Source organism: Acinetobacter sp. FDAARGOS_515 (genome assembly GCF_003938865.1).
Classification (GTDB): Bacteria; Pseudomonadota; Gammaproteobacteria; order Pseudomonadales; family Moraxellaceae; genus Acinetobacter; species Acinetobacter ursingii.
In genome coordinates, this window is sequence record NZ_RKIX01000003.1 from 1,119,222 (window position 1) to 1,137,774 (window position 18,553).

The following is an 18,553-nucleotide window of genomic DNA, read 5'->3' on the forward strand; positions in this document are numbered from 1 at the left end:
CGTTTGTGAAATAGTTGACGTTTGTGTAAAAAGGATGCCTGATCGCATCCTTTTTCTTCATTCATTTCCAATTCAATTAGTTTTCAATATAGCCCATATAGGGATCAGAAATTGAATCTTTCTGGGTTTCAATACGCCCTGCAAATCTGCGACTATAGCTCGCGTCAGACTCTATATAGACTGTAAAATCGTACCATCCTCCAAATTCAGTCATATCCCAAGCCAGTTCTTTTTCTGAGTTCGTGGTTTCAATTGACCATTGCTGATTGGGTAAATAAGCATTGGCTTTTACCTTGAGTTTACTACTCGATTGTCCATCATGACGAACTTTTAAAAACAACTTGGCTTCACAGTCTTCCACACACACCCGAATCTCAGGTAAAGCTTGCTGCTGTAAACTTTGATTCAGATTGCCTGTAAATGCACGATGAAAACCATTTGGACCTAAGACCCATAAATCATAGAGACCTTGTTGCGTACTCCATTCATCCTGTAATTGCTTGCCTGCTTCGACCATATAACGGCGAGGAATCGCATCCAGATTTAAACGATCATAGACATGAAAAACTGCTGCTTGTTTACCTGTATTGGCAAATAAAAGCTGTACGCTTTGTCCCGATGGATTGACCTTGGCGCTGGTATGCAAGATATACGGTAATGCTCTGGATGGACGAATCCCCATCTCTTGCTGTGGAAAGACTTGTTGGCTCGGAACAGCAACTTGTGGCAATAGCGACTGTGCCAAGCGAATTGCATCTGCTTCAGTTTTGGCTTTTTTACCTTCAAGTTCGGGAAGCTGTGTGCTATTTGGGGTTTTAAAATCAAACGCAGTGGTTAAATCACCACAAATTGCACGACGATAAGCACTGATATTCGGCTCTTTCACACCAAAACGCTGTTCAAGAAATTGAATAATCGAGGTGTGGTCAAATACCTGTGAATTGACCCAACCACCCCGACTCCACGGTGAAATCACATACATCGGCACACGAATCCCCGGCCCGTAGACTCGACCATCGGGCTTAGGTTGAGATTTGGCTGTCGCCACCGCAGGATGGCTAAAATATTCTGGTGATAGAGATTCAGCAGGCAATGTGGTTTTACCATATATCTTGCCGGAATCATCTTTAGATGGCGCACTCGGTGATGGTACGTGGTCAAAGAAACCATCATTTTCATCAAAATTGATCAGTAACACGGTTTGTGACCAAATCTCAGGGTTTGCGGTAAGTGCATTGAGCACTTCCTGTATATACCACGCGCCTTGTACTGGACTAGAAGGGCCTGGATGCTCACTATAAGTGGCTGGTGCTACAAGCCAACTGACCTGCGGTAATTTCCCTGTGGCAAGATCTTGCTTGAATGTCCCTAAAAAACCACCATCTGGCATGGTATTGGCAATCCCTTTGTATAACGGTTGAGTGCTATCAATTTTCTCATCATAGGCAGGACTAATCAGATCATCATGACTGACAGGTTGACCTGACAACTCATTGGCACGACGATATTGCTTAAAACCCGCCAATGGATTATCCGTAAAATTATCGGGCATATTTTGATAAACTTTCCAACTGACCCCTGCTTGTTGTAAACGCTCAGGATAAGTCGTCCATTCATAACCGCTTGAAGATGCACCCAGACCATCAAATTCATTTACTACCGCAGCAACACCCGCCGCTGGACCATTGGTGCCAGTCCAGATAAACATGCGATTAGGATTGGTTCCAGCATGCATGGCACAATGATAAGCATCACACAGCGTAAAGGCATTGGCTAAGGCAAACTGAAATTCAACCTCCTGTTTTTTATAATATCCCATGGATTGCGGTTTTTTAAATTTCACCCAGTCCCCCATACGCCCATGATTCCAAGCATCCTGACCATCTGACCATGAATGTGGTGTACCTGAAACACGCTGAGCATTGCCTAAACGACTATCTAAATGATAAGGCAAAATTTTATTTTGCTTGGCATCATACTGTTCCCAGACTTTGCGCTTTTGACTCAATGGAATGCTAAAGCGATCACCAAAACCACGGACGCCCTTTAATGTACCGAAGTAGTTATCAAAAGATCGGTTTTCCTGTGTCAAAATCACCACATGTTTAACATCCTGAATGCTACCTGTTTCTACTTTGGCATCAATGGCGAGTGCTTTCTGGATACTTAAAGGGAAGCTAGATAAAGCAGCTGTCCCAAATAAAGTCTTGGCAGTATTCAGTACAAAATCACGACGGTTCATTATTTAATCCTTATTTATGATTTTTATTATGGCGCACAGTGCATCGTGCAATTATTTTTAGGCGGTTGTGTCGGCTGGGTCGATGAGTCATCGTCCTTGCAAGCACTGAGCATGACACTGCTAATCATGAGAAAAAAACAAAAGAATTTAGACATGGGTCTTTCCATTGAAGAATGGAGACTAGTAAAAAGCTTGAAAATTACAACAATATGATGATTTGATGTCGATTAGATGAAGGCATAAAAAAACGCATCCGAAGATGCGTTTTCACTTAAAATATTTCCACTCAAGAAAAGATTACCAGCCCAATGCTTCCTGTTGTTTTTGAATCAGGGTTTGAATGCCCTTTTCAGCCACTTCCAACATGTCATTGGCTTGAGTACGAGTAAATGGTTTTTCTTCAGCCGTACCTTGAATTTCGATAAATTCGCCCGCTTGGGTCATCACTACATTCATATCAGTTTGGCAATTTGAATCTTCTTCATAACAAAGATCCAGCAACACTTGGTCTTGATAAATCCCGACTGAAATCGCAGCAACCAGACCTTTAAGAGGATCTTGTTTGATTTTCTTCTTTTCTAATAACACATTCATGGCATCAATCAAGGCCACTGCTGCACCTGTAATGGCAGCGGTACGTGTACCCCCATCGGCCTGAATGACATCACAGTCGATGGTAATGGTATTTTCACCCAATTTTTTCAAATCGACCATCGCACGTAAACTACGACCAATCAAACGTTGAATCTCTTGGGTACGGCCGCTTTGTTTGCCACGAGCCGCTTCACGGTCACTACGAGTATGCGTAGAACGCGGCAACATGCCATATTCCGCTGTCACCCAACCTTGGCCTTGTCCTTTCAAAAAGCGTGGTACCGAGTGATCAACGCTTGCGGTACATAATACCTTGGTATGACCGAATTCGACCAAAACCGAACCTTCAGCATAACGGGTGTAATTTCGCGTAATTTTTACATCACGTAATTGATCAAGTGCTCGTTGGTCAAGACGCATCATCTATCCTTTCTTTGCCGCTAATAAGATTGCAACATAGTATAGCAAAAGCCCCCAATAAAATTGGGCCGAATTTGGCCCAATCTTGTCTTTTTACAAAAGCACTTATTTTGCAAATGAAAATAGATTTTTCACTTTTTGAATCTTATTGGATACTTGATCGCTATAGCCATTGGGTAATGAACATTTAGCTAAACGCACCCAAACGCTCCAAAACTGTTTCATAAAGTTGGCTTCGTTATAATTCACGCCATATTCTTCACACAAAGCTTTAATCTTTGGGGCAACTTCCGAATAACGGTTGGCAGGCATATCTGGAAATAAATGATGCTCAATTTGATGGCTCAAATTGCCACTTAAAATATGTAACCAGTCTGTCCCCGTAAAATTGCTCGAACCACGAATCTGACGTAAATACCACTGCGCGCGAGTTTCAGTTGCGGTGTTATCTTCTTCAAAAGTTTCAGCGTCTTCGGTGAAATGACCGTTAAAAATCACCGCAGACGACCATAAACTACGAATGATATTGGCCGCAGCATTACCCAAAAAGACAGGAATGGCATTTGGTCCAGCAATCAATGGAAAAAACACATAATCTTTACCGACCTGACGCACTACTTTTTTGCGCAATTTAGCCGAATCTTTCCAAACCTCTTTCCATGATTTGGTTTTGTATACAATGGCATCTTCTAAATGTAAATTCTGCGCCCCAACATACCATTCAAAAAACACCATTAGTTGCATTGCCATTGGAACATTCAATAAGAAGCGGGGTTCCCATTTTTGTTGTTCACTGACGCGTAATAAGCCATAACCGACATCATGATCTTTACCGACAATATTGGTATAGGTGTGATGGACATAGTTATGGGTATGTTTCCAGTCATCCCCTGTGGCAATGGTATCCCAGTCATAATTGGCACCGTTTAAGCTTGGGTCATTCAGCCAGTCAAACTGACCATGCATGACATTATGACCCAGCTCCATGTTCTCTACAATTTTGGAAATACCGAGTAAACCTGTACCGACTAACCATACGGGTGGAATCCAGCCGCCAAACATTAACATCCCACGTGATGCGATTTCGCTATAACGGACAAAGTTACGAATTTTGTAGATGTATTTGGCATCGGCTTCGCCCAGATTATCCATGACTTCACGGCGAATCTCTTCGACACGGCGACCAAATTCTTCAACCTGTTCTGGGGTTAAGTAGTTAGATTTACTGTTTAATGGAAATTTTACGGACATATTCATTATTTTTCTCCGAATCTATTCAAATGGACTGACGATTGTTAAAGATTGATCGTGACAGGACTAATCGCCTGACTGACGCACAGTTTAATTTGGGTGTTATTGCCATGATCAATTTCACCCGTCAGAATATTTTTGGTGGAACCACTGACTTTGGTACAAGTACAGGTATTACAGATTCCCATACGGCAACCATGTGCTGGACGTAAACCCGCTTGTTCAGCACTTTCCAGTAAATTGGTATTGGCTTCAAATGCTTGCTGCGAGCGCAAAAAAGTGACGGGTTGCGCTTCAAGCGTTTCATCGACTACAGGCTGGAAATATTCCATATGCAGACGATCACTCAGATTTAACTCTGCAAAAATCGTTTTGGCTGCTTGCATCATGCTCGATGCACCACATAGATACGTGTGCTTTTGCTCTAAATCGCCAATTAGCTTATTTAACAAATCTACAGTTAAATGCTGTTTTTGCTGAGTGGTATCAATGTGGTGATAATGAATCGATGGATGATGATCAGCTAAACCTTGTAATTCTTGATGAAACGCCGCATCACGACTAAAGTAAATCACATCAATTTGCGGTAATTGTTGTTTAATCGCTTGCTGTAATAAGGAATAAATCGCGGTAATGCCACTCCCTGATGCAATCAGTAGCGCAGCACTTTGATCCTGATGCAAACAAAACTCACCCTGAGTTTGAGAAATCTCAATCACATCACCCGCGTGTAATTGGCTCATAGCGCGTGAAACGACACCCTGAACTTTAACACCCAAATACAGATTGCCCTGAGCATCGATCTTGATCACAGAATAACTACGCTGATAACGCACGCCTGCCACTACCACGGTTACCAGAACGCTCTGACCTGCCTTAAAATGATGTGCAGCAAAGTTGCTATTGGGTTGTAAACAAATTTGATAAAGTTCAGGCGTGATCGCGGTCACTGAAGTCACCTGAGCTTTGACTTTTTTCCAGGTCCACATTGGATTAACTTTTTCCAATATGAAGTCGACAAAATCTTCGCGAATCCATTGAGGCTGATAATTGGCTGCAATGTTCATACGTTCCTCGTTTGTATCTGGCTATTTATATGAGTGAACAAATGTTCTTTCAGTGAACATGTGTACACATTATTCTTTTTTTTTAATTCAGTCAACAGGTGTTCACTGATTTTTTATTGATTGATTTATTTTTTTGAAAGCAGGACAGTTTTTGGTAGACTCATGGCTGGTTTAACATAGGTCAGTTGCATGTCGATACGGGATGAACGTAAACAACAAAGTCGCCAAGCATTACTTGATGCAGCATTGCAACTGAGTACTGCTGGACGTTCATTTAGCAGTATTAGTTTGCGTGAAGTCGCGCGTGAGGTCGGTTTAGTTCCTACCGCGTTTTATCGACATTTTCAGGACATGGATGCGCTAGGTCAGGAATTGGTTGATCAAGTGGCGCTGCATATTAAAAATCTGATTCATCAACTCGGACAAAGTTATTTACATCAAGCCAAAGCCAACCCTTTAAGCAGCATCGAATTATTTGTGCAGGCAGTCAATCACAGTCCACTGGAATGGCAATTTATGATTGCTGAACGTTGGGGTGGATCTGCTACTGTTCGCTATGCGATTGCCCGTGAAATTGAAGATTTGACCGAAGCCTTGACCACAGACCTGCGTAAATTGCCGACCTTTGAGCATATTCAGGACAATCAGGATCTTAAAGTGCTTTCTACGATTTTGATTAATATGTCATTTACATGGGCCATGACGTGGCTCAGTCTACCGCGACAATACGAAGGCGAAGCGCTACACCAGCAGCAACAGGCTTTTATCGAAAATGCTTCTACACAAGTTCGTTTGATTTTCCGTGGTATTGCCAACTGGGAATAAGGCCAATGCCAAACACCATTTGATAGCAAAAATATCAGTAAATTCCTGCAATCAGCTTGGCGAATTTACCAATTTGGCTTAATGTCAGTACATGCGTGTATGTACTGCTGTAATAGGAAGGGTTATGAATCCAGATCGCCATCAACAATTTTTAATTCGCAAGGAACGTATCTTAAGCGTTGCAGAAAAACTATTGTTGGAAAACAATCAGGAAATCACGCTGGATGAACTCGTCGCTGAACTGGATATTGCCAAAGGGACGCTGTATAAACATTTTAAAAGTAAAAATGAGCTGTTACTGGAACTGGTCATTGAAAATGAGAAAAAACTCTTAGAAATCTCGCAAAAGCACAATAATAATTTTAAGGAATATGCCCCAATTTATATGCTGCATCACTTGCTTGCGCCAGCGCGAACTATTTTGCTGCATCAGCTCGAAGAAAATCTAACCATGAGCGAGTCCAAACTTAATCATTTATTTAAAGAACTGTATGACATTCGTCAGGAACGCATTTTGGCGATTAAAGACATTACTGAAGCCTATTTAAAATCAGTCAATTACGATATGTCGATTCGCGATTATCTGTCTTATATCTGGTCATTGACCTATGGCGCGGCGTTACTGCTCAATTCAAGTTATTATCAACGTTCGATTGGTTCACGGCAAAAATTGATTAATCTGTATGTCAATCAGGCACTTTCTCTACCAACGCAATCCATCAATCTGGATGCCTTTGAACTAGAAATTAAGCTCGATGAACTCAACAAATAAAAAGATAAATAAAAATAAAGCCCCTTTATCTAAACAATAAAGGGGCTTTTATGACATTAAGGCTTATTTGCCTTTACGTTCTTTTTCAATTAGATAGTTAATAACTTGAGTCACTTTACCATCTTCACCCTGAACCACGTATTTACCATTCACCACCACCGCAGGAACGCCTGTGAGCTGATATTGCTGTGCCAATTTATTGGATTCTGCAATTTTTGCGGTAATTGGGAATGAGTTAAACATGCTATTAAATTTCTGCTCTGGAACGCCATAACCTGCGTAGAACTTCGCTAAAGATGCCTGATCAAAAATTTGCTGCCCTTGGTCATGAATCGCATGGAACAATGGCAAATGGGTCTTTTTACGCACGCCAAGCGCTTCAGAAACATAATACGCACGCGCGCCTTGTTCCCAAACCTTATTCATAGCAGCAGGTGTACGCAAAAAGTTTACATCTTTTGGAATCTGTTTTAACCAAGTTTGCATATAAGGTTCAAGCTTGAAGCAGTGCGGGCAACCGTACCAAAAAAACTCACGCACTTCGATTTTCCCGGGTACCGCTACCTTGCCAGGATTGGCAACAACCGTATAATCCTTTCCTGCTACAAAATCAGCCGCCATAGCTGTGCCAGAAATTGCCATCATCGCGGCACACAGACCACCAAATACAAACTTTTTCATTCGCTGTTTTTTCCTCTAAATCATTGTGTTGAGTTTATGCTCTAAATATAAAACAAATATGCTAAATTCGTTTTGCTTGTGTGAAGATTTTTAGCATATCTTTTAGCAAGCTGGTCGCTTTTTTCCGATTTCTGGTTACACTAACACTAGTAAACCAAACTTAACGATTGATGAAAACACTTATAAAAGAGGTGACACCATGTCGCAACTGAATGTTGATCCACAAGAAATCGCAAAATTTGAAGCACTCGCAGCCAAATGGTGGGATCAGCATTCCGAATTTCGTCCGCTACATCAGATTAATCCATTGCGTTTAAACTGGATAGATGAACACGCAGGCGGCATTGCAGGCAAGAAAGTGTTGGATGTCGGTTGTGGCGGCGGTATTTTAGCCGAAAGCATGGCACGTCGCGGCGCAAATGTGTTGGGGATTGATATGGGTGAAGCGCCGCTGAACGTCGCGCGTTTACACGCACAGCAGGACAATGTTAAGAATATCGAATATCGTCAAATTCCTGTTGAACAATTGGCTCTGGAGCAAGCAGGACAATACGATGTGGTAACGTGTATGGAAATGATGGAGCACGTGCCTGATCCAGCCTCTATCGTTAAGGCTTGTCAGACTTTGGTCAAACCCGGCGGTCATGTGTTTTTTTCAACCATTAACCGTAATCCAAAATCGTATTTGTTTGCCATTCTTGGGGCCGAATACGTTTTACGCTTATTGCCAAAAGGCACGCATGACTATCACAAATTTATCCGTCCCTCAGAAATGGCACAGGATATCCGTGAAGCAGGTCTGACCTTAAAAGAAATGACGGGCTTACATTACAATCCATTGACCAAACATTATTGGCTTGCACCGAATGTGGATGTCAACTATATGGTACATACCGTCAAGGCTGTCGCAGTATGAGTGCAGACATGAAAGCCGTTCTGTTTGATCTGGATGGTACCTTAATCGATACCGCTGCTGATTTTATTCGGATTATTCAGGCCATGTGCCGTGAAGAACAACGCCCAGTCGTTGAGGCTGATCTGATTCGTACTCAGGTATCTGAAGGCGCACGTGCGATGGTGAAATTGGTCTATCCAGAGTTAGAACTAGATGACCCTGTATTTTTACAGCATCGTCAGCGTTTTTTGGATATGTATGCCCAGCAAATTGTGGTGGATACCGATTTATTTTCAGGCATGTATCCATTACTTGAAGAACTAGAGGCACATCAAATTCCATGGGGCATTGTCACCAATAAACCGCGTGGCTTAAGTGAGTTGTTACTGGCTGAACTGAATTTAACTGAACGATGCAGTGTACTGGTGTGTCCTGAAGATGTCAGCAAGACCAAGCCCGACCCTGAGCCGATGTATCTGGCTGCCAGACAGTTAAATTTGCCTAGCGAACACATCGTTTATGTGGGCGATCATCCACGTGATATCGATGCAGGTCGCGCTGCCAAGATGTATACGATTTTGGCCGCCTATGGGTATTTGCCGCTGGAATATCAGGATGATCTGGACGCTTGGCAAGCCGATGCCATCGTGCAGGATGTTACTGAATTACACTGCATGTTACGCCAATTACTACAGTTAAGTTCACAAAAACCCGTTAGCATGTGAGCAGTATCATTATAATTTGAATCAAATTTTAGGGAGGTTCACCATGAAATATTCAGAATATCAGCCTCGTACCGATTTATTAAAAGACCGTATTATTTTAATTACTGGTGCGGGTGATGGCATTGGTCGTGCTGCTGCCATGAGCTATGCGCTACATGGCGCAACTGTGGTATTACATGGTCGAACCCTGAATAAACTTGAAGTGATTTATGATGAAATCGAAAGTCTAGGCGCACCGCAACCTGCGATTTTACCGCTACAACTTTCCAGCGCATCGGTGCGTGATTATGAATTGTTGGTGAATACCCTTGAATCGCAATTTGGTCGTTTGGATGGAATCTTGCATAATGCAGGAATGTTAGGTGAACGTGTTCCTCTAGCCGATTATTCACCCCAAATCTGGGATGATGTCATGGCCGTCAATGTACGTGCGCCCTTTATGCTGACTCAGGCTTTATTACCCCTTTTACAAAAGTCAGAACATGCTTCGGTGGTATTTACCAGTTCTGGTGTCGGACGTGAAGCACGAGCGCTTTGGGGGGCGTATTCTGTTTCCAAAGTCGCCATCGAAGCGGTCAGTAAAATTTTTGCCGCAGAGCATATCCATCCCAATATTCGTTTTAATTGTATTAATCCGGGTGCAACCCGCACCGCCATGCGTGCAAAAGCCTATCCTGATGAAGATCCATTAAGCTTACCTACTCCAGAATCGATTATGCCGGCCTATTTATATCTGATGGGTGATGATAGTTTGCATCTGGATGGTCAAAGTATCGATGCGCAAGACTGAACCTACTCTTAAAGAAAAAGATCAGCATTCTTCGGGATGCTTTTTTCTAACACAATAATCGTATTTTTAAATTAAAATAAGAAAATTATTCGTTTTTACAAATTATACAACCCCATTTAAACTGCCTTCATATTTTCATTGATCCTTAAGGAGAACAGTCATGCGGGATTCCATTCATAAGAAACAAATTATTCAATCGATTCGTCATTTACAACTTTCAGAAACCCTTGTGATTGCACTAGATGATGCTCAACAGGCAACAGACATCATCGTCATGCTAGATTCCTTGCAGCGTTTTTCTGAACAATGGCATTAAACCCGTTTCACTTCGCTAAGGATGTGAAACGTATGGAAAATTCGCTTTGAAATACATTACTCAAGCTCTGTTATTGCTATATCTGCTATTTATAGATGTATTAAGCTTCAAATCCCTCAGACTTAAGACTTATCCGACTGGACAAAACAAATTAAAACAGTGCAAAATGCCTAGGCAAAAAGATCAGTCTTATCTTCATATTTTTAATTGAATTATTGCGCAATCTTCACAGTTTCTCTGCATTTTTTTTGTACATTAAAACCATGAAAAAGAAGTACGTCACCGAGGAAGCATGATGAAAAAGATTTTGACAGTTCTGGCATTATCTTTGACTGCACTAATGAGTACGGTTGCAGTGGCTGGACCGTATTTTGATCGCGATAATAGCCATGATTTTCCTCAGGCACGTAAAGAGCGTGGTTATGATCGCAATCATAATGATGACAATGAACAGATGCGCTCAGAACAACGCCGTATGCGTGAAGAACGTGGCGTACAACGCTTAAAACAGCATCGCTGGCAAGCTGGTTATGTCATGCCTCAACACTATCGCAGCAATGGCTATAAAGTTGAATATCGGGATCATAATCTGCCGAAACCTGACCGAAATCAGCAATGGTATAAAATCAACAATGACTATATCTTAGTCAACTCAGATACCAATGATATTATTCGGATTGTAGGTTTTTAAACGATTTACTTTTATTAAAAATATTACTTTTTTCTAGCCCAGATTCCAAATCTGGGCTTTTTTTAACCCTATGTTCACATGCTCTTCTTAATCCATCCCGATCTTTCACAATTTGCTATGCACTCTTCACGTTTTCTCTCAAATTTGACGTTAAGTTAAAACCATCAAAGATAAGTTGAAACATGATAGAGGTACATTATGCAGATGAATAAATGGATCAGTACAATGGTTTTGGGCATGAGTGGATTACTGGCAACCAGCGCCATGGCCGCTCCACAAGATCCGCATTCAAAACATTATGTCCATCAAAATCAGGCAGAACTTCATCAACCCAAACATGAGATGGATAAAAAGCTGGATCCGAGCCGTGACTGGCGGATTGGTCATACCCTACCACGTCAGTACCAGTCATCGCGCTATCAGGTTGATTACCGTAGCCACAAACACTTGGCACAACCCAAACGTGGTCAGCAATGGTATCAGTTGAATGGACACTATGTTCTCGTCTCTCAACATGATCATAAAATTCTAAAAATGCTTTGATCACGTCTAAGCTTTTTTAAAACACCCTGATGATGATTAGGGTGTTTTTTTGCATCAGGCATTCCCCTTTAACGAATTTTGTTTAAAATCAGTCTATGTTTCTCTATTTTTGAGTCGATTATGCAATTACACGAGACTGAGTCTACTTCTAGCACCACGCAAGATTATGTGCGTTGGTTTCGTCACTCAGCACCGTATATCAATGCACATCGAAATAAAACTTTCGTTTTAATGTTCGGCGGTGAAGCCGTTCAACACCCTAATTTTCAACATATTATTCATGATATTGCGTTATTGCATTCGTTGGGTATCCGACTGATCTTAGTTCATGGCGCACGTCCACAAATTAATCAAAACCTGCAAGAAAAACAGATTCAAACCCCGATCCACCTGCATCGTCGTGTGACCACGCGTGAATCATTAAGTTGTGTCATGAATGCGGTGGGTTCTATCCGACTGGAAATTGAAGCCCTGTTATCAATGGGACTGGCTAACTCACCCATGTTTGGTGCGCGTATTGATGCTGTTTCTGGCAACTTTGTCACCGCTAAACCTTATGGAATTCGTGATGGCGTGGATTTTCAACTCACGGGAGAAGTTCGCAGTATCGACACCGATGCCATTCAGCGCCATTTGGATAATCATAATATTGTGGTTCTAGGGCCAACAGGCTATTCCACCACAGGCGAAGTCTTTAACCTGTTGGCAGAAGAAGTTGCCACCAAAACTGCAATCGCCCTACAAGCCGACAAACTGATTTTTTTGGGTAATAAACAAGGCTTACTGGATGATCAGGGCAAAGTATTACGGGAACTCAATTCACATCAGTTAGACCATTATATTGAGCAATTTCAGCAAGATGATGATGAAATGGCCTTGCATTTACAGGGAGCGCAGCGCGCCTCACTGTCAGGTGTACATCGGGTGCATTTGATCTCTTATGCCTACGATGGTGCTTTAATTGAGGAGTTATTTACTCGTGATGGTATCGGCACCATGATTACCGATGCACATTATGAAGAAGTCCGTATGGCAACCATTCAGGATGTTGGTGGACTGATCAATCTACTACGTCCACTGGAACAAGATGGTATTTTGGTCTATCGCTCCCGCGAACGATTAGAAAGTGAAATTGGACAATTTGCCGTGATCGAACGCGATGGCATGATTCTAGCCTGTGCTGCGCTCTATCCAATTCCAACAGCAAAAAATGAAATCCGTTCTGCTGAAATCGCCTGTGTCGCAGTGGATCCTGCTTATCGCAAGTCGAACCGTGGCAGTCAAATCCTACATTTCTTAGAAGAAAAAGCCCGACAAAACGGCATCTTACAATTATTTGTACTCACCACGCGCACCGCGCACTGGTTCTTGGAACAAGGTTTTCAGACTGCCAGTGTCGACGATCTCCCCAATGCACGGCAAGAGTTGTATAACTATCAACGAAATTCATTGGTATTTAAAAAAATGTTGATGTAAATCCTGATGTTCTTTTTTTGAGCGGCCAGTCCATTGAGCATAATGGGCTGGCTTTAGCATAACGGTGTATATCTTTATTCTAACTAAGCTTAGTCATAAAACTTCTGTTGCGCTTTAACAAGATTATTAATTATTTTCATAAACTTATTCTTATTCAATAAAATATTTAAGATCAAATATTTAATAGATATGTTTTGATCTTTGCTATTTCTTTTAAATATTCCTTTTTGCATATCCTTAGCACTTTTTTATTTATCCATTTTTTTCATAACTAATGTCAAAAAACTTATTTTTTATGCAATAGAAATGGTTTTAAGGTGTGCCCTCAAAGCTTACTTTTAGATTTAGGGCAATACACCTCATGACACGCATCCTTTCTTCTTCGTGGTTCAAATTTTCAGTGATGACGGCGAGTATCGCAGGAATCATGATGCTCAGTGGCTGTGCCAAAAAAGAAGCTCAGGATCTCACCACCTTAAATATCGGTTTTCAAAAATATGGTTTATTGCCGATAGTCAAAGAGCGTGGCGTACTAGATAAAGCGTTAAAAGATCAGGGGATTACGGTCAAGTGGGTGGAATTTCCTGCGGGTCCACAGCTTCTGGAAGGTTTAAATGTCGGAAGTGTGGTGTTTGGCGAGGCAGGTGAAGCGCCTCCTATTTTTGCTCAAGCAGCCAATTCGAATTTGGTCTATGTCGCCAATCAGCCTGCTGCACCCAATGCTGAAGCGCTGATTGTGCCTAAAAATTCTACAATTCAATCCGTTCAGGACTTAAAAGGTAAACGCATCGCCTTCAATAAAGGCTCCAATGTGCATTATCTATTACTTAGAGTCCTAGAAAAGAACCAACTAAGCCTGAATGACATCCAAGTGGTGTACTTACCGCCTGCCGATGCCCGTGCTGCCTTTGAAAAAGGTGCCGTCGATGCATGGGTGATCTGGGATCCATTCTTTGCTGCGGCAGAACAACAAATTGGTGCACGTGTCCTTGCCACTGGACAAAATCTGGTCAGCAACCATCAATTTTATCTGGCAGATCGTAAATTTGCCCAGAACCACCCAGATGTGTTGAAAACATTGGTCAATGAACTGAATCAAAGTACGGAATGGGTTAAGACTCATCAGGATGATGCTGCCAAACTCCTAGAAAAACCGACTGCACTGGATTTCAATATTCTAAAAACCTCAATTTCCCGCATGGGCTTTGGCGTGACGCCATTGTCGCCACAAGTGATTAATGAACAGCAACAAGTGGCCGATGCTTTTTATCAACAAAAGTTAATTCCACAGCCATTAAAAATTCAAGATGCCATCTTAACTGGCGAAATTAAATAAATAAAACCAATAGGATAATAACTGATGATTAGCTTAAAACAGTGGAGTGCGATTGGCGCTATAAGTCTTGGATTGGGGCTCAGTGCTTGCCAGAAAACCGAATCTCATGCGCAAGCACAAAAAGAGGCAGGCACAACCCAGACCGCGCCAGTGAAAACCTTAACCATCGGTTTTCAAAAATCTTCACTGAATTTTTTGATTGCTAAACAGCAAAAAATATTTGAGCAGGAATTTCCAAATGCCAAAATTGAATGGCGTGAATTTCCAGCTGGCCCACAAATGCTTGAAGCGTTGGCTGTAGGTGCCGTAGATTTTGGTGCAGTCGGCAATACACCGCCCATCTTTGCGCAAGCCGCTGATAAAGATCTGAGCTATGTCGGTTATGAAGTGGTCCCTGCCAATTCTCAAGCCTTGCTGATTCCAGCCAATAGCACAATCAAATCGATTCAAGACCTTAAAGGAAAACTTATCGCGGTACAAAAGGGTTCAAGTGCGCATGAATTGCTTGCCAAGGTGCTACAAAAAGCAGGTTTAAGCTGGCAGGACATTCAACCCGTCTGGCTCCCCCCTGCCGATGCCCGTGCCGCCTTTGACAAAGGTGCCATCGATGCTTGGTCAATCTGGGAACCGTACTTAAGTACCACTGAGCTTAAAGGTCATGCTAAATCGCTGATCGATGGCACAGCTTTCCCAACTACCTATTCTTTCTATATTGGTAATCCAAAATTTATCCAACAGCATCCTGATGCTGCGCAAAAAGTATTAACTGGCTTAAACCAAGCAGATCAATGGTTTGTGAAACATCAAGATGAAGGTTTAAGTATTTATGCACAAAGCACTGGACTGGATACCCAAGTCGCCAAAGCAGTACTAGACAAGCGACTTAAGCCATCACCTGTACAACCTGTGACGCCTGAAGTCACCCAAGCCCAACAGAATATTGCCGATCTATTTCTGCAAGTTCAACTGATTCCTAAAAGTATTCAGGTGAGTCAAACCATCTGGACAGCCAAATCACCCAAGGCTTCTTAATTTTTAAGTTAATGAATACTGAGTTTCTTAACACTCACGCAATTTGATGAAAACGCATTTAAAGGAAGGTTAATATGAATATTTTCTGGTTTATTCCCACTCACGGTGACAGTCGCTATTTAGGAACCAGCAAAGGTGCGCGTCAGGTGGATCATGCGTATATGAAACAAATTGCGGTGGCGGTGGATAATCTGGGTTATAGCGGTGTTTTGATTCCAACGGGACGTTCATGTGAAGATCCTTGGATTACTGCGGCCAGCCTGATTGATGCAACCAAGCATTTGAAATTTCTGGTGGCGCTACGTCCGGGGATTACCACCCCTGCACTGGCAGCCCGTATGGCCGCCACCTTTGATCGTTTATCTGGCGGTCGCGTATTGCTCAATTTGGTGACAGGCGGCGATGAACAAGAACTTAAAGGTGATGGCTTGTATGAAGACCATTCAACCCGTTATCAGACCGCCAGTGAATACGTTAAAATCTGGCGTGAAATCCTGACGCGCTCACATACAGGCGAAGCATTTACCTTTCATGGTGATCGTTTGAGCGTCGATGAAGCCAAACTGCTCTATCCACCGATTCAAAAACCTTATCCACCCTTATGGTTTGGTGGTTCATCCGATGCTGCTTCAGAACTGGCGGCTGAACAAGTCGATACCTATTTGACTTGGGGTGAACCTCCTGCGGCGGTTAAAGAGAAAGTTGAAGGTATGAAAGCAAAAGCTGCTGCCAAAGGACGCACTCTGAACTATGGGATCCGTTTGCATGTGATTGTGCGTGAAACCAATGAACAGGCTTGGGCAGCAGCCAACGAACTGATTCAATATCTGGATGATGACACCATTGCCGCAGCACAAAAGAAATTTGCACAAATGGATTCGGTTGGTCAGCAACGCATGGCGGCTCTACACGGTGGTCAACGTGACAAACTTGAAGTTTCGCCAAACTTATGGGCAGGCATTGGACTGGTTCGTGGTGGAGCAGGTACCGCGCTGGTGGGTGATCCAGAAACGGTTGCTGCGCGCATTCAGGAATATGCCGACTTAGGGATCGACACCTTTATCTTCTCTGGTTACCCTCATCTGGAAGAATCGATTCGTTTTGCTGAACTGGTGTTTCCACTACTTCCACTCAAAACCCGTGAAAAACTGGCGCAACCGAACCTTACAGGACCTTTCGGTGAAATTATTGCCAATAACTATGCACCTGATCAGACCAAGAAAGAAAAAGTGGTCAAGGAGCCTGTATGAGTTTCAATACAGCCTCCTCTATTGTTTCACGTGGAACAATAGCGATTTTTAAACGCAGCTTACCGTGGCTGTTTCCAATCGCATTGATCCTGATCTGGCAACTCGCGTCCAGCACAGGAATCCTGCAAAGCCGCGTCTTACCTGCGCCAACGGCGGTGATTAGTGCATTCTGGCATCTGCTGGTCAGTGGTGAACTTTGGCATCATGTCAAAGTCAGTGCAGGTCGAGCACTGCTCGGTCTGTTAATTGGGGGCGGATTAGGACTGCTGTTAGGATTACTCAATGGCTCATCCAAAACCGCCTCGACGCTACTCGACACGACCTTACAGATGATTCGTAATATTCCTGCATTGGCGCTAATTCCTTTAGTGATCCTGTGGTTTGGCATCGATGAATCTGCCAAATTATTTCTGGTCGCAGTCGGTGTTTTTTTCCCAATGTATATCAATACCTATCATGGTATTCGTTCAGTTGATCCACAATTGATCGAAATGGGAAAAAGCTATGGTTTGACCCGCTGGCAACTGTATAAAGACATCATTTTACCGGGTGCGATGCCGTCCATTCTGGTCGGATTACGCTTTGCACTGGGTCTGGTGTGGGTACTGTTGATTGTGGCAGAAACGATTTCGGCACAGTCTGGTATTGGTTATATGACTATGAATGCACGTGAATTTTTACAGACCGATGTGGTGCTGGTCGGGATTTTACTTTACGCCTTATTGGGCAAACTTGCCGATGTTTTGGCACAGGGGCTTGAGCGCTATTTCTTGCGCTGGCATGCAGGCTATCAACCATAAATTTCGAGGGCTTTGATCATGACCAATTTAAATTTACCGTTATATCCAGATAAACCAGCGAACCGACCTCTTGAAACGTCTGTTCAGGTTGAAGATGCACCGATAGGTGCCGAAATCAGTATTGAACAGCTGCATAAATTTTATGGGCAGGTGAAGGTTCTAGAAGATCTTGATCTGCATATTCGACCGGGTGAGTTTGTTGCGATTGTAGGTCGAAGTGGCTGTGGCAAAAGTACGCTGCTGCGCTTAATTGCAGATTTGGAACAACCCAGTTATGGCGAGATTAAGTTTAAATCTGCACGAAATTTTCGTGAAGGCATTACCAGTGATGATATTCGGGTGATGTTTCAGGATCCACGTCTTTTGCCCTGGAAAAGTATTTTACAGAATGTACAGCTAGGATTAGCCAAAGATAAACGTGATATTGCTGAACAACTCTTGGAAAAAGTCGGACTCAAAGACAAAGCAGATCAATGGCCATCACAGCTATCGGGAGGTCAACGCCAACGTACAGCGCTGGCTCGGGCTTTATCGCATTCACCACGTATCCTGCTTTTAGATGAACCTTTAGGCGCACTGGATGCTTTGACCCGTCTGGAAATGCAAAATCTGATTGAGCGCTTGTGGAAAGAACAAGGTTTTACCGCCATTTTGGTCACACATGATGTCAGTGAAGCAGTCCAACTCGCGGACAAAATTATTTTGCTGGATAAAGGTCATATTGCGCATAGTTTTGAGGTCAATCTACCTCGACCACGCAAAAAAGGGGCTGAATTTGCAGAATTAGAACAACGTGTATTAGAGGCTGTTTTGGCCACATAAATAAAGCCGCAATCTGCGGCTTTTA

Annotated in this window: 19 protein-coding genes; 14 read left to right on the plus strand and 5 right to left on the minus strand. The window is 42.7% G+C overall.

From position 1 onward, the window contains the following. Positions 1 to 76 precede the first annotated feature (76 nt). The 4 genes from EGS47_RS06720 to EGS47_RS06735 all read right to left on the minus strand — a co-directional run bounded on the left by EGS47_RS06720 (position 77) and on the right by EGS47_RS06735 (position 5,574). Positions 77 to 2,242: a phosphocholine-specific phospholipase C gene (locus tag EGS47_RS06720; protein WP_125269424.1), complete on the minus strand. Its 2,166-nt coding sequence runs from the start codon at positions 2,240 to 2,242 to the stop codon at positions 77 to 79. A 297-nt stretch (positions 2,243 to 2,539) separates the two neighbouring features. Further along, the gene (rph, locus tag EGS47_RS06725) at positions 2,540 to 3,256 is read right to left on the minus strand and encodes a ribonuclease PH (RefSeq protein ID WP_004988810.1); all 717 of its coding nucleotides are present in this window, start codon (positions 3,254 to 3,256) and stop codon (positions 2,540 to 2,542) included. A 105-nt stretch (positions 3,257 to 3,361) separates the two neighbouring features. Continuing rightward, entirely contained in the window at positions 3,362 to 4,513 is a 1,152-nt protein-coding gene (locus EGS47_RS06730; RefSeq protein WP_104795214.1) for a fatty acid desaturase family protein, read from the minus strand. 38 nt (positions 4,514 to 4,551) lie between these two features. Next, positions 4,552 to 5,574 carry a flavin reductase family protein gene (locus EGS47_RS06735; RefSeq protein WP_125269425.1) on the minus strand — a complete coding sequence of 341 codons (1,023 nt, stop codon included), beginning with the start codon at positions 5,572 to 5,574 and terminating at the stop codon, positions 4,552 to 4,554. Between the two features lie 189 nt (positions 5,575 to 5,763). On the opposite strand from EGS47_RS06735, the gene EGS47_RS06740 reads away from it, so the two are divergent. Both EGS47_RS06740 and EGS47_RS06745 read left to right on the plus strand, forming a co-directional pair. Continuing rightward, positions 5,764 to 6,399 (plus strand): TetR family transcriptional regulator, encoded by a 636-nt coding sequence (locus tag EGS47_RS06740; protein WP_004988819.1) that lies wholly within the window; start codon positions 5,764 to 5,766, stop codon positions 6,397 to 6,399. Positions 6,400 to 6,523: 124 nt separating this feature from the next. Further along, on the plus strand, positions 6,524 to 7,171 hold the full coding sequence (locus EGS47_RS06745; protein ID WP_004988820.1) for a TetR/AcrR family transcriptional regulator: 648 nt from the start codon (positions 6,524 to 6,526) through the stop codon (positions 7,169 to 7,171). 63 nt (positions 7,172 to 7,234) lie between these two features. On the opposite strand, the gene EGS47_RS06750 is transcribed toward EGS47_RS06745, so the two are convergent. Further along, positions 7,235 to 7,852, minus strand: a complete 618-nt coding sequence (locus tag EGS47_RS06750) for a thiol:disulfide interchange protein DsbA/DsbL (protein WP_004988821.1) — start codon at positions 7,850 to 7,852, stop codon at positions 7,235 to 7,237. Between the two features lie 199 nt (positions 7,853 to 8,051). Between EGS47_RS06750 and ubiG the strand changes: the two genes are divergently transcribed. The 12 genes from ubiG to EGS47_RS06805 all read left to right on the plus strand — a co-directional run bounded on the left by ubiG (position 8,052) and on the right by EGS47_RS06805 (position 18,528). Then, positions 8,052 to 8,768, plus strand: coding sequence for a bifunctional 2-polyprenyl-6-hydroxyphenol methylase/3-demethylubiquinol 3-O-methyltransferase UbiG (gene ubiG, locus EGS47_RS06755; RefSeq protein WP_004988822.1), 717 nt, complete (start codon positions 8,052 to 8,054; stop codon positions 8,766 to 8,768). An 8-nt stretch (positions 8,769 to 8,776) separates the two neighbouring features. After that, positions 8,777 to 9,472: an HAD family hydrolase gene (locus EGS47_RS06760; RefSeq protein WP_026039966.1), complete on the plus strand. Its 696-nt coding sequence runs from the start codon at positions 8,777 to 8,779 to the stop codon at positions 9,470 to 9,472. A 43-nt stretch (positions 9,473 to 9,515) separates the two neighbouring features. Beyond that, entirely contained in the window at positions 9,516 to 10,262 is a 747-nt protein-coding gene (locus EGS47_RS06765; protein WP_004988824.1) for a YciK family oxidoreductase, read from the plus strand. 160 nt (positions 10,263 to 10,422) lie between these two features. Further along, complete coding sequence (locus EGS47_RS18385; protein ID WP_004988825.1) at positions 10,423 to 10,578, plus strand: hypothetical protein; 156 nt, start codon at positions 10,423 to 10,425, stop codon at positions 10,576 to 10,578. 295 nt (positions 10,579 to 10,873) lie between these two features. Beyond that, positions 10,874 to 11,269: an RcnB family protein gene (locus EGS47_RS06770; RefSeq protein WP_004994549.1), complete on the plus strand. Its 396-nt coding sequence runs from the start codon at positions 10,874 to 10,876 to the stop codon at positions 11,267 to 11,269. Between the two features lie 204 nt (positions 11,270 to 11,473). After that, positions 11,474 to 11,812, plus strand: a complete 339-nt coding sequence (locus tag EGS47_RS06775; RefSeq protein WP_026039967.1) for an RcnB family protein — start codon at positions 11,474 to 11,476, stop codon at positions 11,810 to 11,812. A gap of 120 nt (positions 11,813 to 11,932) precedes the next feature. Then, complete coding sequence (gene argA / locus EGS47_RS06780) at positions 11,933 to 13,288, plus strand: amino-acid N-acetyltransferase (protein WP_004988831.1); 1,356 nt, start codon at positions 11,933 to 11,935, stop codon at positions 13,286 to 13,288. Between the two features lie 361 nt (positions 13,289 to 13,649). After that, entirely contained in the window at positions 13,650 to 14,624 is a 975-nt protein-coding gene (locus EGS47_RS06785) for a sulfonate ABC transporter substrate-binding protein (protein ID WP_034697972.1), read from the plus strand. Between the two features lie 24 nt (positions 14,625 to 14,648). Further along, the gene (locus EGS47_RS06790; protein WP_125269426.1) at positions 14,649 to 15,656 is read left to right on the plus strand and encodes an aliphatic sulfonate ABC transporter substrate-binding protein; all 1,008 of its coding nucleotides are present in this window, start codon (positions 14,649 to 14,651) and stop codon (positions 15,654 to 15,656) included. Between the two features lie 74 nt (positions 15,657 to 15,730). Beyond that, on the plus strand, positions 15,731 to 16,906 hold the full coding sequence (gene ssuD, locus EGS47_RS06795) for an FMNH2-dependent alkanesulfonate monooxygenase (RefSeq protein ID WP_004988836.1): 1,176 nt from the start codon (positions 15,731 to 15,733) through the stop codon (positions 16,904 to 16,906). Next, on the plus strand, positions 16,903 to 17,706 hold the full coding sequence (gene ssuC, locus EGS47_RS06800) for an aliphatic sulfonate ABC transporter permease SsuC (protein WP_004988837.1): 804 nt from the start codon (positions 16,903 to 16,905) through the stop codon (positions 17,704 to 17,706). Before ssuD ends, ssuC begins: the two co-directional genes overlap by 4 nt. A gap of 18 nt (positions 17,707 to 17,724) precedes the next feature. Next, entirely contained in the window at positions 17,725 to 18,528 is an 804-nt protein-coding gene (locus tag EGS47_RS06805; protein WP_004988838.1) for an ABC transporter ATP-binding protein, read from the plus strand. Positions 18,529 to 18,553: the final 25 nt, after the last annotated feature.

Excerpts from the sequence above, each read along its gene's own strand:
- EGS47_RS06720 (WP_125269424.1), bottom strand. The coding sequence starts at position 2,242 with ATGAACCGTCGTGATTTTGTACTGAATACTGCCAAGACTTTATTTGGG.
- rph (WP_004988810.1), bottom strand. The coding sequence starts at position 3,256 with ATGCGTCTTGACCAACGAGCACTTGATCAATTACGTGATGTAAAAATT.
- EGS47_RS06730 (WP_104795214.1), bottom strand. The coding sequence starts at position 4,513 with ATGAATATGTCCGTAAAATTTCCATTAAACAGTAAATCTAACTACTTA.
- EGS47_RS06735 (WP_125269425.1), bottom strand. The coding sequence starts at position 5,574 with ATGAACATTGCAGCCAATTATCAGCCTCAATGGATTCGCGAAGATTTT.
- EGS47_RS06740 (WP_004988819.1), top strand. The coding sequence starts at position 5,764 with ATGTCGATACGGGATGAACGTAAACAACAAAGTCGCCAAGCATTACTT.
- EGS47_RS06745 (WP_004988820.1), top strand. The coding sequence starts at position 6,524 with ATGAATCCAGATCGCCATCAACAATTTTTAATTCGCAAGGAACGTATC.
- EGS47_RS06750 (WP_004988821.1), bottom strand. The coding sequence starts at position 7,852 with ATGAAAAAGTTTGTATTTGGTGGTCTGTGTGCCGCGATGATGGCAATT.
- ubiG (WP_004988822.1), top strand. The coding sequence starts at position 8,052 with ATGTCGCAACTGAATGTTGATCCACAAGAAATCGCAAAATTTGAAGCA.
- EGS47_RS06760 (WP_026039966.1), top strand. The coding sequence starts at position 8,777 with ATGAAAGCCGTTCTGTTTGATCTGGATGGTACCTTAATCGATACCGCT.
- EGS47_RS06765 (WP_004988824.1), top strand. The coding sequence starts at position 9,516 with ATGAAATATTCAGAATATCAGCCTCGTACCGATTTATTAAAAGACCGT.
- EGS47_RS18385 (WP_004988825.1), top strand. The coding sequence starts at position 10,423 with ATGCGGGATTCCATTCATAAGAAACAAATTATTCAATCGATTCGTCAT.
- EGS47_RS06770 (WP_004994549.1), top strand. The coding sequence starts at position 10,874 with ATGAAAAAGATTTTGACAGTTCTGGCATTATCTTTGACTGCACTAATG.
- EGS47_RS06775 (WP_026039967.1), top strand. The coding sequence starts at position 11,474 with ATGAATAAATGGATCAGTACAATGGTTTTGGGCATGAGTGGATTACTG.
- argA (WP_004988831.1), top strand. The coding sequence starts at position 11,933 with ATGCAATTACACGAGACTGAGTCTACTTCTAGCACCACGCAAGATTAT.
- EGS47_RS06785 (WP_034697972.1), top strand. The coding sequence starts at position 13,650 with ATGACACGCATCCTTTCTTCTTCGTGGTTCAAATTTTCAGTGATGACG.
- EGS47_RS06790 (WP_125269426.1), top strand. The coding sequence starts at position 14,649 with ATGATTAGCTTAAAACAGTGGAGTGCGATTGGCGCTATAAGTCTTGGA.
- ssuD (WP_004988836.1), top strand. The coding sequence starts at position 15,731 with ATGAATATTTTCTGGTTTATTCCCACTCACGGTGACAGTCGCTATTTA.
- ssuC (WP_004988837.1), top strand. The coding sequence starts at position 16,903 with ATGAGTTTCAATACAGCCTCCTCTATTGTTTCACGTGGAACAATAGCG.
- EGS47_RS06805 (WP_004988838.1), top strand. The coding sequence starts at position 17,725 with ATGACCAATTTAAATTTACCGTTATATCCAGATAAACCAGCGAACCGA.